This window comes from Nonomuraea indica (genome assembly GCF_002850745.1).
Taxonomy (GTDB): Bacteria; Actinomycetota; Actinomycetes; order Streptosporangiales; family Streptosporangiaceae; genus Nonomuraea; species Nonomuraea indica.
This window is the reverse complement of sequence record NZ_KZ559473.1, coordinates 227,687-241,282: the sequence shown is the minus strand read 5'-3', so window position 1 is coordinate 241,282 and position 13,596 is coordinate 227,687. Positions and strand designations below refer to the sequence as shown.

13 protein-coding genes are annotated in these 13,596 nt (G+C 71.1%); 5 read left to right on the top strand and 8 right to left on the bottom strand.

The genetic code is table 11. The features are described from left to right. Positions 1 to 16: 16 nt before the first annotated feature. A complete protein-coding gene (locus CXR44_RS21700) occupies positions 17 to 589 on the bottom strand; it encodes a PadR family transcriptional regulator (RefSeq protein ID WP_101787918.1) in 573 nt (190 codons plus the stop codon). 54 nt (positions 590 to 643) lie between these two features. Between CXR44_RS21700 and CXR44_RS21695 the strand changes: the two genes are divergently transcribed. Continuing rightward, positions 644 to 1,909: an MATE family efflux transporter gene (locus tag CXR44_RS21695; protein WP_101787917.1), complete on the top strand. Its 1,266-nt coding sequence runs from the start codon at positions 644 to 646 to the stop codon at positions 1,907 to 1,909. Here the strand turns inward: CXR44_RS21695 and gltX are convergent. Together gltX and CXR44_RS21685 are read right to left on the bottom strand one after the other, a co-directional pair. After that, positions 1,803 to 3,176, bottom strand: coding sequence for a glutamate--tRNA ligase (gene gltX / locus CXR44_RS21690; RefSeq protein ID WP_101787916.1), 1,374 nt, complete (start codon positions 3,174 to 3,176; stop codon positions 1,803 to 1,805). The genes CXR44_RS21695 and gltX overlap by 107 nt on opposite strands. Next, positions 3,169 to 3,945 carry a fumarylacetoacetate hydrolase family protein gene (locus tag CXR44_RS21685; RefSeq protein ID WP_101787915.1) on the bottom strand — a complete coding sequence of 259 codons (777 nt, stop codon included), beginning with the start codon at positions 3,943 to 3,945 and terminating at the stop codon, positions 3,169 to 3,171. The genes gltX and CXR44_RS21685 overlap by 8 nt, the downstream gene beginning before the upstream one ends. 118 nt (positions 3,946 to 4,063) lie before the next feature. Here CXR44_RS21685 and CXR44_RS21680 point away from each other — a divergent pair, with 118 nt between their 5' ends. Continuing rightward, positions 4,064 to 4,432: an antibiotic biosynthesis monooxygenase family protein gene (locus CXR44_RS21680; protein WP_101787914.1), complete on the top strand. Its 369-nt coding sequence runs from the start codon at positions 4,064 to 4,066 to the stop codon at positions 4,430 to 4,432. Between the two features lie 22 nt (positions 4,433 to 4,454). Here the strand turns inward: CXR44_RS21680 and CXR44_RS21675 are convergent, their stop codons facing one another. Both CXR44_RS21675 and CXR44_RS21670 read right to left on the bottom strand, forming a co-directional pair. Beyond that, a complete protein-coding gene (locus CXR44_RS21675; RefSeq protein ID WP_101787913.1) occupies positions 4,455 to 5,054 on the bottom strand; it encodes an HD domain-containing protein in 600 nt (199 codons plus the stop codon). 73 nt (positions 5,055 to 5,127) lie between these two features. Further along, positions 5,128 to 6,516 carry a hypothetical protein gene (locus CXR44_RS21670; protein ID WP_144070042.1) on the bottom strand — a complete coding sequence of 463 codons (1,389 nt, stop codon included), beginning with the start codon at positions 6,514 to 6,516 and terminating at the stop codon, positions 5,128 to 5,130. 180 nt (positions 6,517 to 6,696) lie between these two features. Here CXR44_RS21670 and CXR44_RS21665 point away from each other — a divergent pair, with 180 nt between their 5' ends. After that, positions 6,697 to 8,379, top strand: a complete 1,683-nt coding sequence (locus CXR44_RS21665) for a heparinase II/III family protein (RefSeq protein WP_245899307.1) — start codon at positions 6,697 to 6,699, stop codon at positions 8,377 to 8,379. Between the two features lie 4 nt (positions 8,380 to 8,383). Here CXR44_RS21665 and cimA read toward each other — a convergent pair whose 3' ends face one another. Beyond that, the gene (cimA, locus tag CXR44_RS21660) at positions 8,384 to 9,961 is read right to left on the bottom strand and encodes a citramalate synthase (protein ID WP_101787911.1); all 1,578 of its coding nucleotides are present in this window, start codon (positions 9,959 to 9,961) and stop codon (positions 8,384 to 8,386) included. Between the two features lie 209 nt (positions 9,962 to 10,170). Further along, entirely contained in the window at positions 10,171 to 10,818 is a 648-nt protein-coding gene (locus CXR44_RS21655; RefSeq protein WP_101787910.1) for a DsbA family protein, read from the bottom strand. A gap of 112 nt (positions 10,819 to 10,930) precedes the next feature. Here CXR44_RS21655 and CXR44_RS21650 point away from each other — a divergent pair, with 112 nt between their 5' ends. Together CXR44_RS21650 and CXR44_RS21645 are read left to right on the top strand one after the other, a co-directional pair. Continuing rightward, positions 10,931 to 11,575: an O-methyltransferase gene (locus CXR44_RS21650; protein WP_101787909.1), complete on the top strand. Its 645-nt coding sequence runs from the start codon at positions 10,931 to 10,933 to the stop codon at positions 11,573 to 11,575. A gap of 103 nt (positions 11,576 to 11,678) precedes the next feature. Further along, on the top strand, positions 11,679 to 12,269 hold the full coding sequence (locus CXR44_RS21645) for a Uma2 family endonuclease (RefSeq protein WP_101787908.1): 591 nt from the start codon (positions 11,679 to 11,681) through the stop codon (positions 12,267 to 12,269). A gap of 22 nt (positions 12,270 to 12,291) precedes the next feature. On the opposite strand, the gene CXR44_RS21640 is transcribed toward CXR44_RS21645, so the two are convergent. After that, a complete protein-coding gene (locus CXR44_RS21640; RefSeq protein WP_101787907.1) occupies positions 12,292 to 13,389 on the bottom strand; it encodes a branched-chain amino acid aminotransferase in 1,098 nt (365 codons plus the stop codon). Positions 13,390 to 13,596: the final 207 nt, after the last annotated feature.

The window sequence follows — 13,596 nt, the reverse complement described above, 5'->3', positions numbered from 1 at the left end:
CGGGCCCGGAAGGCCGTCATCTCCGGTCATCCGGCGGCTGGGGCGGTGGCGGACGCTCCAGCTCGGCGATCCGTTCGGCCAGCCAGGCGCGCTCGGCCTGGCTGGCCGCCCGGGCGATCACCAGCATGCCGCGCCGGTACGGGTCGGGCTCGTCGCGCGCCCTGACCGGCCTGCCGCCCTCGTAGAAGAAGCCGGCCGGAGCCTCCAGGAAGGCGAGCCGGCGGCGCAGCACCCGTGCCCGGTCGGCCGGGTCGGACAGCGCCGACAGGAACGCGAGGAGCACGAAGAACCTGCTCTGGTCGCTGATCTGCAGGTCGGCGGGCTCGCGCAGCCGCCGCAACAGCTCCTCGCGGCCCTCGGAGGTGAGGGTCAGCACCTGTCTGCGGGCCGCGGCGGCGCCGGTCTCCTCGTGCCGCCGGACCAGCCCGGCGGCCTCGAGCCGGGAGATGGCGGGGTAGAGGGCGCCGTCGCTGACGGGGCGCAGGTGGCCGGACAGCCCCGCCAGGCGGGCCTTGAGCTCGTAGCCGTGCATCGGCCGCTCGTTGAGGAACCCCAGGATCGTGAGGGCGAGGTCACCGCCGCTTGCCATGGGCGCATCGTACCGTTATACCTCTAATCGAGATACTACGAATCGAGGTATGCCATGATCCGGCTGGCCCTGCCCGTCTACGTGGAGCTGGTCACGGCGGTGGTCGCGGTCGGCCTGATCGACCTGCTGTGGGTGTCCGGCCTCGGCGAGGCCGCCATCGCGGCGGTGACCGTGGCCACCACCGCCGAATACCTGGCCTACGGACTGTTCCTGGCCGTGCCGACCGGGATCACGGTGCTGGTGGGCCGCCGCGACGGCCGCGAGCCGCTGCGTCCCGTGGTGCGGGCCGGCCTGCTGCTCTGGGCCGTCCTGTCGGTGGCGATCACCGTGCCGGCGGTGCTGCTGCGCGAGCCGCTGGCCGCGCTGCTCACCGAGGAGTGGCGGCTCACGGCCGAGTTCTTCCTGATCTCGCTGGGCGGCCTGCCGGTCTTCTTCGCGCAGACCGTGGTGGACGGCGTGCTGAAGGGCCTGGGCGACACACGTCGGCCCATGCGGCACGCGCTCGTCTGCAACGCGCTCGTGGTGGCGCTTGACCCGCTGTTCATCTACGGGCTCGGCCTGGGCGTCCAGGGAGCGGCGCTGGCCACCGTGGCGGCGCGCGCGGTCACGCTGGCGATCTCGGTGGCCGCGCTGGCCCGTGCCCTGCGGCGGGACGAGCCGCGGGCACCGGGGGGCGCCGGTGTGGCCGGGGAGATGGTGCGGACCGGGCTGCCCATGTCGGGGGACTTCCTGGCCCGCTCGGCCGTGGGCCTGGCGATGGTGGACGTCGTGGCCGGGTTCGGGACGGCGGAGCTGGCCGGCTACGGCATCGGGCAGAAGGTCATGCTGGCCGGGGTCATGGTCTTCTACGCCCTGCGGCAGGCGGCGCTGATCAGCACCGCGCGGGGCGAGGCCACCGGGTCGCCGCTGTGGCTGGGCCTGGGCGCCGGAGCGGTGGTGGCGGCCGCGCTGAACGCCGTGGCGTGGCCCGTCACGGCGCTCTTCGCGGCCGACCCGGCGCCGGCCGTCGGCTTCCTGCGCTGGATGACGCTCTATCTGGTGCCGTTCGGCGGGCTGATCGCCGTGGGCGGGGTGCTGCAGGCGAGCGGGCGTGGCGGCCGCCTGCTCGCCGCCACGCTGGCCGGCTTCGCCGTGCAGCTTCCCCTGGCGTACGTGCTGAGCGGCCCGCTCGGCGTGACCGGGGTGTGGCTGTCGATGGCGGCCGGCGCGTGCGTCAGCCTCGCAGGCGCGCTAGCGCCGCGCGGATCCGGTCCTGGGACCGCTCGCGGCCGAGCACCTCGATCGACTCGAACAGCGGCAGGCCCACCGTCCGGCCGGTGACCGCGACCCGCACCGGGGCCTGCGCCTTACCCAGCTTGAGCCCGTGGGCGGCGCCCACCTCCTCCAGCGCCTCCTTCAGCGACTCGGGGTCCCAGCTCACGGTGTCGAGCCGCTCAAGGAAGCCGGTGAGGATCTCCACCGGGGAGTTCTTCATCGCCTTGTCCCAGGACGCCTGGTCGAACACCGGCTCGTCGAGGAACAGGAAGTCGACGTTCTGCCGGATCTCCGACAGCAGCGCGATGCGCGTCTGCGCCAGCCCGGCGACCTTGCTGAACGTCTCGCGGTCCCAGTCGGCCTCCAGGTAGGGCGCGCAGCGCTCCTCGAAGGTGTCGACGGGCAGGGCCCGGATGTACTCGCCGTTGAACGCGCGCAGCTTCTTCTCGTCGAAGTACGCGCTGGAGCTGTTGACGTCCTCCAGCCGGAAAAGCGGCATCATCTCCGCCCACGGCATGATCTCGCGGTCGTCGCCGGGCCCCCAGCCGAGCAGCATCAGGTAGTTGACCATGGCCTCGGCGAGGTAGCCCTCGGCGCGGTAGTCCTCCAGGGCCACCTTGTCACGCCGCTTGGACAGCTTCTTGCGCTGCTCGTTGACGATGACCGGCAGATGGGCCCAGACCGGCGGGGTCGCGCCGAGCGCCGGCCACAGCAGCTGCTGCTTGGCGGCGTTGCCCAGGTGCTCCTCGCCGCGCACCACGTGGGTGATGCCCTGGGTGATGTCGTCGACCGCGTTGGCCAGCACGTAGAGCGGCGAGCCGTCGGTGCGGGCGATGACGAAGTCCTCCTGGGCGTCGTTGGGGAACTCGACCCGGCCCCGGATCACGTCGTCGACCACGGTCGCGCCCTCGTCGGGGGTGCGGAAGCGCACCGCGCCCTCGGTCAGGCCCCGGCCGCGGCAGTGGCCGTCGTAGCCCTTGTGCTCGGAACCGGTGCGGGCCTGCAGGGCCTCGCGGGTGCAGTCGCAGTAGTAGGCCTTGCCGTCGGCGAGCAGCTTGGCGACCGCCTCGCGGTGCTGCGGCTCGTACGCCGACTGGAAGTAGGGGCCCTCGAACGCCGGGTTGGACCCGTTGACGCCGATCCAGTCGAGCGCCGAGATGATGCCCTCGGTCCACTCCGGCCGGTTGCGGGTGGCGTCGGTGTCCTCGATGCGCAGCACGAACCTGCCGCCCGCCTGCTCGGCCAGCGCCCAGTTGAACAGCGCCGTGCGGGCGCCGCCGACGTGGAACATGCCGGTGGGGGACGGGGCGAAACGCACCCGTAGTTCAGTCACGAGCGACCACCTTGTTCGTGAGAGTGCCGATGCCTTCGATGCCGACGCTGACCTCGTCGCCGATCTCGATCGGGCCGACGCCGGCCGGGGTGCCGGTCAGGATAACGTCACCGGGGATCAGCGTCATGACCGCGCTGACGTAGGCCACGAGGGCCGGGATGTCGTGGACGAGCTGGCTGGTGCGGCCGCTCTGGCGCACCTCGCCGTTGACGGTCGTGGTGAGGGCCAGGTCGCCCGGGTCGAGGTCGGTCCGGATCCACGGGCCGAGCGGGCAGAAGGTGTCGAAGCCCTTGGCCCGGGTGAACTGCACGTCGCGCTTCTGCAGGTCGCGCGCCGTCACGTCGTTGGCGCACGTGTAGCCGAAGACGACGTCCTTGACCCGCTCGACCGGCACCTCGCGGCACAGCCGGCCGATCACCACGGCCAGCTCGCCCTCGAAGTCGACCCGGTGGGACAGCGTGGTGGGGTAGGCGATGGACTCGCCGTGGCCGATGACGCTGGTGGACGGCTTCATGAAGATGAGCGGCTCGTCGGGGACGTCGTTGCCCAGCTCGCGGGCGTGCTCGGCGTAGTTGCGCCCGATGGCCACGACCTTGCTGGGCAGCATCGGGGCGAGCAGCTTCACCTGGCTCAGCGGGTGGCGTTCACCGGTGAACTGCACCTGCCCGAACGGGTGGCCGGAGATCGCGGAGACGAACTCCTCGCCCGGGCCGCCCTCGACCACGCCGAACGACACGCCTTCGCCTGTGGAGAACCTCGCTATACGCACCTGACAAGGCTATCGCCGCCGCCGGGCCGCGAGGTCCGGCGGCGTACCCGGCGATAGCCTGGAGCTCGCACCGGTTCGCGCAAGGGGGTGCGGTGAGGCCGTGGCGAGAGGGGTCGCGTTGTCCGTCGTGAAGATCAATGTGCTGACGGTGCCCGCCGAGATGCGGGAGGAGCTGGAGCGCCGGTTCGCCGGCCGGGCCGGGATGGTGGAGTCGTCCGACGGGTTCGAGTGGTTCGAGCTGCTCAAGCCGGTCGAGGGCACCGACCGCTATCTCGTCTACACGCGCTGGCGCAGCGAGGAGGACTTCCAGGCCTGGCAGCAGGGGCAGTCGTTCGCACGCGGCCACGCCCAGGCCGCCGGCGACGCCGGGCGCGGCGGGGCGCAGGGCGAGGGCCAGGGGCACGGCCACGGGCGCGGCCCGGCCGCCACCGGCTCGGAGATCTGGTCGTTCGAGGTCGTCCAGAGCGCGGGCCCCAAGCAGCAGTGAGAAGCGCGCGGGCCTCGGCGGGCTAGGGGCGGTCGAGCGGGTTGGCGGCGATCCGCTCGGCGATGCCCGACCGGACGAAGTCGCCGGCCAGGCTCGACGGCTTGCGCTCCCCCTGCTCGGCGACGCACGCGGCGAACTCCTTGGCGATGTCCAGCCGGGGGTGCCGGTCCAGCACCTCCGCGCGCAGGTCGGCGGGGATCTCGTCGGTGCGCCGGCCGGAGATGTCCATGCCGGTCGACAGCTCCAGCAGGTGCCCCTCGGGGTCCTCCTCGACCGGCACCTCCGCCCACATGTGACGGACGATCACCTCGTACGCGCGCTGCCTGCGCTCGGGCGACCAGCCCGCGCCGGCGCAGAAGGCCCAGGCCACGTGCCCGCCGGCCTCCTCGAAGGGCGCGGTGTGGCTGTCGAACTCGGCGGTCAGCCCGATGTCGTGCAGCATGGCCGAGACGTACAGCAGTTCCGCGTCGAAGCCGATGTCGTGCAGCCGGGCGTGGGCCGCGGCCCACACGTAGGCCCTGATGGAGTGGTTGAGCAGGGACGGCGAGTGGTAGCGGGCCGCCACCTCGTAGGCGGCGCGGCAGGCGGCGGTGTCGGGGAGCACGAGGTCGTTCAGCTTCATACCGTCATCATGTCGGCAACCGCCTACGCACGGGAGCGGCCGTGCGGTCACCTATCGAAAAGATCCGGCCAACCTAGCGGACGGGCTGGGCCACCTGCTCGGGCGCCGGCCGCGTGGGCGTGCCGGCCGTACGGCGGGCGACGGCCAGCCCGGCGGCCAGGCACGCGAGCGGCACGGCCGGCAGCACGTAGCGGTGGTCGAAGGCGGCGATGAGCACCGGCAGCACGAGCAGCGTCATCGAGCCCGCCCAAGGCAGCAGCGCCTCGCCGCCCAGCTCGCGCCACCGCAGCGCCACCCCGGCCAGCCCGAGCAGCAGCAGCGCCGCGAGGAACGGGCCGCGCAGGAAGCCGAACTCCTGGTAGCCGCGGATCAGGCCCGCGTACGGCTCCACCATGACCGTCTCGCCGGAGCGGCCCTGGTAGGCGGTGGTGATCTCCTCGGCGGTGCGGCCGCCGGAGGCGATCGAGTCCTTGAACGGGGCCGGCCGCTCCGGGAAGACGTAGGCGCTCTGCGGCCCCTTGACCGGGTAGACCCGGCGCTCCCAGGAGAAGACGTGCGCGAGGTCGGTCAGCCCGGCGGCCAGGAAGTCGAGCGGCTGGGCCAGGATGGCCTGCCGGGCGAAGGCGCCGGCCACCTCGTCGCGCCGGGCCGAGCCGCCCTCGACGGAGGTGATCGGCGAGTCGGCCGACCAGATGTACTCCGGCGGGGCCTTGCGCCGCCCGAGCGGCTCGGCCGGGCACAGCGCGGGCGTGTCGGGGTCGATCCTCGGGCAGTCGGCGAACGTCATCGTCCGCGCCCAGAGGAACGTGCCGCCGCGGCTCAGCCCGTACGTGCCGTGCTCGGAGTGGAACCACGCCGCGTAGCCGGCGAGCGGGATCGCGCCCGCCACGGCCAGCGCGACGAGGGACCGCCACGGGGCGCGGCGCAGCAGCAGCGCGACCAGCACCACGGCGATGAGCGGCAGGCCGATGCTCCTCGTGACGGTGGCCGCGGCCAGCAGCAGGCCCGCCGCCGCGGCCGTCCAGGGGGTGGGCGGCCGCCACATGAGCAGCGCGACCGCCGCCATGACGAGGAAGACGAACAGCAGGTCCGCCATGATCAGGTGTTCGAGCTGGATCTGGAAGGCGTCCAGCAGCACCGGCAGCGCGAACAGCGTGGCCGCCCAGCCGGGCAGGCGGCGGCGCAGCAGGGCGTACACCAGCACGCCGACGGCCAGGCCGAGCAGGTGCTGCACGATCACGACCGGCTCGATGCCGGACAGCGGCCGCAGCGCCCACAGGAACAGCGAGTAGCCCGACGTGCGCGTCTCCAGCGGGCGCGGGTCCAGACCCGCGTTGAGATAGGCGAAGGAGTCGGCCCAGAACCAGATCGCCGGGCGGTAGCCGAGCACGGCGAGGGCGCGAAGGGCCACCCCGGCCAGCAGGGCCAGCAGGAAGACCCCGTGTGCGCGCACTGTGGACACCGTCGGCCTCCCCGACCCCTCAGACTCAGCCCCGATACGGGCAAACCAGGATACAAATGTCCACGTGTCACATCAGGCGGCTAACGATCCGGCAGCCAACTTGACCGGTTGATCCAGATTCGGACAGCATGTTCCGCCCCCATCTTTTTGATCTGGCTTCTTGATCCGGAAGGAACCGGCGTGCGCCGCCTCGCGATCCCCCTTGCCCTCATGCTCGCCACCGGCATGCCGGGGACCCCCGTACAGGCCGCCTCGCAGGCCGCCTCGCAGGCCACGGCGCAGTCCACCCGGCTGACCACCGCGGCGCCCAAGCGGACCAGCCAGTGCCAGGGCGACTGGATCCCCGGCACACCGACCGTGGACGACGTCATGAAGGGGGAGATCTCCCTCGTCGGGCTGCCGCCGTTCAAGCTGGGCAAGAAGATCGACTGGCACGCGAGCCCGTACAGGAACCGGTCGTGGGAGTTCGTCTTCCACTCGCTGCGCTGGATGGGCACGCTCGTCGTCGCCTACGAGAACACCGGCGAGGAGCGTTACCTCGACCGCGCCAAGGAGATCACCGAGGACTGGGTGACCGCCAACCGGCGCGGCGCCCCCGGCACCCCGGCGTACGTGTGGAAGGACCACCCCGTCTCCCTGCGCTCGCAGGCGCTCGTCTGCCTGAGCATGCACGTCAAGGACGGCTGGCTGAAGGCCAGCCTGGCCGAGCACGCGCGGCTGCTCGCCGACCCGAGGCTCTACAAGAAGGGCCACAACCACGGCATCGACCAGGACATCGCGCTGATGAGCATCGGCTGCCGCTACGGCCGCGGCGACTGGACGGGCCTGGCCGTCAAACGGCTCACCGGCACGGTCAAGCTCGACGTCGACGCGCAGGGCGCGCTCATGGAGCAGGCGCCGCGCTACGCCGTCTACGTCCACGGCCGGCTCCAGGTCGCGATGACCAACATGAAGGACTGCGGGCGGAAGGTGCCCGGCGACATCTCCCGGCGCGCCGAGGCGCTCAAGGAGTTCGTCGCCCACTCCACACAGCCCAACGGCTACATGGTGCCCATCGGCGACGGCAGCGCCGAGACCGAGCCGAAGATGGACACCGGCACGCCGAAGCAGGAGGTCAAGGTCTACCGGGCCGGGTACGTCTACGGCCGCACCGCCTGGGGCAAGCCCGAGTCGGCGTACTACTCGATCAGGTTCGGCCCCGGGACCAAGTTCCACGGCCACGAGGACCACCTCGGCGTCACCTACTACGCGCACGGCCGCGACATCCTCGTCGACACCGGCTTCCACTCCTACGAGAAGAGCGCCTACCGCTACTGGACGATGTCGCCCGAGGCGCACAACGTGCCCACCGTCGTCGGGCAGCGGTTCCGGCCGCGCACCTCCAGCAGGCTCACCAAGACCGCCCACGGCGACGGCCGGCAGGCCTTCCGCCTCACCGACAAGGCCTACGGGGTCAGCCGCACCCGGTCGGTGCTGGTCAACCACGGCGAGGACCTGATGGCCGTGCACGACACCGCCTCGGGCGGCAGGAAGGTGCGCAGCGTGTGGCGGTTCGCGCCGTCGTACAAGGTCGTCTCGAACGGCGGCGGCCGGGTCGTGCTGAGCGACGGCAAGCTCAAGGTGACGCTGCTCCAGCTCTCCCCCGACTGCAAGCCGGTGGGCGGGCAGCAGGTGGAGCGCGGCGGCAGGCTCGGCTGGGTGTCGCCGACCTACCTGTCGAAGGAGCCCACCGGCGTCGTCGTGTCGCCGGCGGCCGAGTCGCTGCTGACGGTGATCGTGCCGGACACCGACGAGCCGAAGGTGTCGTGCTCGGGCGGGAAGGTCACGGTCCAGGGCGTCACCTTCCCGGCCCGGCTGCTCTAGCGCCTCAGGACGTCTCGCGGCCCGCGCGCAGCAGGCCGTACGTGACCGCCTGCTCCAGCGCCTGCCAGGAGGCGTCGATGATGTTCTCGGCGACGCCCACCGTGGCCCACTCGGCCGTGTCGTCGCTGGAGGTGATGAGGACGCGGGTGATGGCGCCCGTGCCGTGGGTGCCCTCCAGGATGCGCACCTTGTAGTCGACGAGCTCCAGCCGGGCCAGCTCGGGGTAGAGCTTCTCCAGCGCCAGCCGCACCGCGCGGTCCAGGGCGTTGACCGGGCCGTTGCCCTCGCCGGTGGCGACGATCCGCTCGCCCTTGGCGTGCAGCTTGACCGTGGCCTCGCTGACCAGCTCGCCGCCCTTCGTCCGCTCGACGATCACGCGCCACGACTCGACCTCGAAGTGGCGGCGCCGCTCGCCGTGCACGGTGTCGCGCAGCAGCAGCTCGAACGAGGCGTCGGCGGCCTCGAACGTGAAGCCGCGGGACTCCAGGTCCTTGACCCGCTCGACCAGCGTCTTCGTGCTCTCCGGGGTGAGCTCGTAGCCCAGCTCGCGGCCCTTCAGCTCGACCGAGGCCCGGCCGGCCATGTCGGAGACCAGCATGCGCATGTCGTTGCCGACCTGGGCCGGGTCGATGTGCTGGTAGAGGTTGGGGTCCACCTTGATGGCGCTGGCGTGCAGGCCGGCCTTGTGCGCGAAGGCGGAGGTGCCCACGTAGGGGGCGTGGGAGTTGGGGGTGACGTTGGTGACCTCGGTGATCGCATGGGCGATGCGGGTCATGTCGGCGAGGGCCTGCGGGGGGACCAGGTCGAAGCCGCGCTTGAGCTGCAGATTGGCGACCACGGTGAAGAGGTTGGCGTTGCCGGAGCGCTCGCCGTAGCCGTTGGCGCAGCCCTGCACGTGCGTGGCGCCCGCCTTGACCGCGGCCAGCGTGTTGGCGACGGCGCAGCCGGTGTCGTCGTGGCAGTGGATGCCCAGCCGGGTGCCGGTCTGCGCGGCGGCGTGCACCACCTCGGCCAGCTCGTCCGGCAGCATGCCGCCGTTGGTGTCGCACAGGGCGACGACGTCGGCGCCCGCCTCGGCCGCCGTCCGGAGCACCTCCAGCGCGTACGCTGGGTTGGACCGGTAGCCGTCGAAGAAGTGCTCGGCGTCGAGGAAGACTCGCTGTCCCTCCGCACGAAGGTGGGAAACCGTGTCGCGGATCATCGCCAGGTTTTCCTGGAGACTCGTGCGGAGGGCCAGCTCCACGTGCCGGTCGTGGCTCTTGGCGACAAGAGTCACGACCGGCGCGCCGGATTCGCGCAGTGCGGCCACCAAGGGGTCGTCGGCGGCCTTCACGCCCGCCCGGCGGGTTGCGCCGAACGCGGCAAGCTGCGCATTCTTCAGGTCGAGCTCTGTTCGGGCGCGCCTGAAGAACTCTGTGTCCTTGGGGTTGGCGCCGGGCCAGCCCCCTTCGATGAAGCCGACGCCCAGCCCGTCCAGGTGGCGCGCGACGGCGAGCTTGTCGGCGACGGTGAGGTTGAGCCCCTCCTGCTGTGCGCCGTCACGCAGCGTCGTGTCGTAGACGTGGAAGCGGTCGTCGGCCATGGTGTCGTCTCTCCCTGCAAGGCCCTGGAAAACAAAAAGACCCCTCACGGACGTGAGAGGTCTGCGCGCTGGCGGTGTCCCTGTGTCAGCCAGCGCGCCTGCCGATAATGAGCAGACCGTAGAACATGGTGCCTGGCAGTCTGCCACACCCACCCACGATCTGGCACATCGGTCTCATCCTCTGGGACGAAGGATCGACGCGGGCCGGCTCACACCGTGACGCCCGGCTCCCCGACGATGGCCGCTTCCAGGGCCTTCGGATCGAACGCCTCGCCGCCCAGCACCCGCCCGTCGAGCACCAGCGTGGGGGTGCCGTCGATGCGGACCCTGGAGCTCTCCTGCAGGTGGGCCTCGGCGTACGTCTGCGAGGCCACGCAGTCGTCGACCGCCGCGCCCGCCTTCCTCGCGGCGGCGACCAGCTCCTCCACCGTGAAGCCCGAGGCCACGCCGTGCGGGGCGGGCTGCATGCCGTACAGCTCGTCGCGGAAGGCCAGCCAGTTGGCCTCCGGCACGCAGCGGGCGGCGGCGGCCGCCCGGACGGAGTTGGAGCGCATCGGCTCGTCGCGGAAGATCGTGACCGGGTGGAAGACGACCTTGACCTTGCCCTCCCTGGCCAGGCGCTGGATCGTCGCGTCCACCTGTGCGTGCAGCTCCTTGCAGACCGGGCAGTCGTAGTCCTCGTAGAGGTCGAGCACGGGGGCCGTGCCGCCGGTGTCGGCCAGCACCATGCTGCCGTCGCTCTGCCGTACCAGCCGGACGCCCTGGGACGACCCCGCGGGCTCGGTGAGCCCCAGTGCGGCGATCACGGCCAGCGCCGCGCAGGCGGCCACCACGGCCACCGCCAACCTCGTCTTCATTCCCCGACCTCACCTCGTTGATCGGCCGAGACACTACCCGAAACCGGGTGCAAAGGGTCGGCTGGGCGGCTCGGTCACCGCGAATGTCGTGGCCGCCCGGCACAATGGCCCCATGAAGGCCTCCGTACTCCACCCCGACGTCGCCCGCTACCTCCTCGACCACTGCACCCGGCCCGACCCGCTGCTGGAGGAGCTCACCGCCGAGACGCTCGCCGCGACCGGTGACAGCGCGGGGATGCAGATCTCCCCCGACCAGGGCCGCTTCCTCACCATGATCACCCAGTTGGTGGCGCCCGAGGTGGCGGTGGAGGTGGGGACGTTCACCGGCTACTCGTCCGTATGCATCGCCCGCGGGCTGTCCGGCGGGCGGCTGCACTGCTTCGACGTGAGCGAGGAGTGGACGGCGATCGCCCGGAGCTACTGGGAGCGCGCCGGGCTCACCGACCGGATCACGCTCACCCTCGGGCCGGCCGCCGACACGCTCGCCGCCTTCGACCAGCCCGTCGACCTCGCCTTCCTCGACGCCGACAAGCCGGGCTACCCGGCCTACTACGAGCTGCTCGTCGAGCGGCTGCGGCCGGGCGGGCTGCTCATGGTCGACAACACGCTGTGGTCGGGCCGCGTCGCCGACCCGGCGGACGAGGCGGCGACGACGGTGACGATCCGCGAGTTCAACGACCTGGTGACGGCCGACCCCCGGGTCACGACAGTGCTGCTGCCGCTGGCCGACGGGTTGACCATGATCCGCAAGAATTAGCGAACGGGTTTGCGAAAGCTTGGGCGAACGTTGACGCGCATCGTTACCGTGAGTATCTCACGAAGCACGTTGCGCTTATCGCCCAGGAGGGGATGATGAAAGCATGGCCAAGGTTCTGGAACGTCCCACCGTCGAATCCACCTGCGCTCCGACACCGGAGGAGCAGTATCGGGCCGTCTGCGAAGTTCTGCCTGATCGCCGTGTGGAGCTCATCGACGAGCGGATCGTGGTGAGAGAAGTGCCCACCGGAGCCCACAACGACGTCATCGCACTCCTGCTCTTCCAGATCACCCGGGTCCTCATGGACAACGACTGGCGCCCATGGACCAACATCAAGCTCTTCCTGGGGGCCCAGCAGGGTCTGCTGGTCCCCGACCTCGTCATCGTCCCCCGCAAACGCCGCATGTGGGGCAACGACGCCGTGCACGGCGACAACACCCTGCTCGTCGTGGAGGTCGTCTCTCCCAGCAGCGTCCACGACGACTACACCTTCAAGCCAGGCGCCTACGCATTGGCGGGCGTGCCGCTCTTCCTTCGGGTGGACCCGCTGAAGAACCTGGTGAGTCTGATGAGTCACCCCTGCGACGACAGGGGAACCTACCTCCACCACACCGAGGTGGCCGTAGGCGAGCCGCTGGATCTCCCGGAGCCGTGGAAGCTCACTCTCGACACCGGCAAGCTCGTCGACGAGTGAGCCCCACGGCCGAGGCCGGCGACTAGCAGATCTTGTGCACCCAGCCGTGCGGGTCGGGGCGCGAGCCGTACTGGATGCCGACCAGTTCCTCGCGCACGCGCATGGTCACCGGGCCGGGCGTGCCGTCGCCGATCGTCCAGGCGCGGTTCGCGCCCTTGACGGAGCCCACCGGCGTGACCACCGCGGCCGTGCCGCAGGCGAAGACCTCGCTCAGCTCGCCCGACTCACAGCCGGCCTGCCACTCCTCCACCGAGACGAGGCGCTCCTCCGTCTCCAGGCCCAGGTCGGCGGCGAGGGTGAGGATCGAGTCGCGGGTGATGCCGGGCAGCAGCGTCCCGGTGAGCGAGGGGGTGACGAGCTTGTCGCCGATGACGAAGAACAGGTTCATCCCGCCCATCTCCTCGACGTACTCGTGCGCCTGGGCGTCCAGCCACACGACCTGGTCGCAGCCGTTCTCGACGGCCTGGCGCTGGGCGACGAAGGCGGCGGCGTAGTTGCCGCCGCACTTGGCGAAGCCGGTGCCGCCGGGGGCCGCGCGGGTGTACTCGGTCGACAGCCAGACCGAGACCGGCTTGACGCCGCCGCTGAAGTAGGAGGCGGCAGGAGAGGCGATGACGAGGTAGGAGTAGGTGCGCGAGGGGTAGTTCACGCCGAGGCCCACCTGCGTGGCGATGATGAAGGGCCGCAGGTAGAGGCTGTGCCCCTCGGTGGTCGGCACCCACTCCCGGTCGGTCTGGACGAGCAGTTCGAGCGACTCGACGAACGTCTCCTCCGGCAGTTCGGGCATCGCCATGCGGGCGGCCGAGCGGTTGAGCCGGGCCGCGTTGGCGTACGGGCGGAAGGCCACGATGGAGCCGTTGACCTGCCGGTAGGCCTTGAGACCCTCGAACAGCTCCTGCGCGTAGTGCAGGACCGACGTCGCCGGGTCCAGGCTGAGCGGTCCGTACGGCACGAGCCTGGCGTCGTGCCAGCCGCGGCCGTCGGTGTAGTCGATGACGACCATGTGGTCGGTGAAGGTCTGTCCGAAGCCGGGGCTCGCCAGCACCTGCTCCCGCTCGGCCGCGGTGCGAGCGTGGTCGGATAGCTGCACGTCGAAGCTGAGCTTCTGAGCGATGGTCATGACGGACGTCCTTCTCTCTGCTGTGGCGCGGTGCCGGCCTGGACTGCTCGGCGGCGGTCAGTACTTCCTATTGTCTCGCCATTTGGGATGGCAAGGGGTGACGGGTGCGTTTTGTGCCCCTGGCATGCGAAAAGCGCCTGGCAGGTCCGGTGCGGACCGCCAGGCGCTTGGTCGAGCTGAGGCGGCCCTAGCTCGATACTCGCGCGG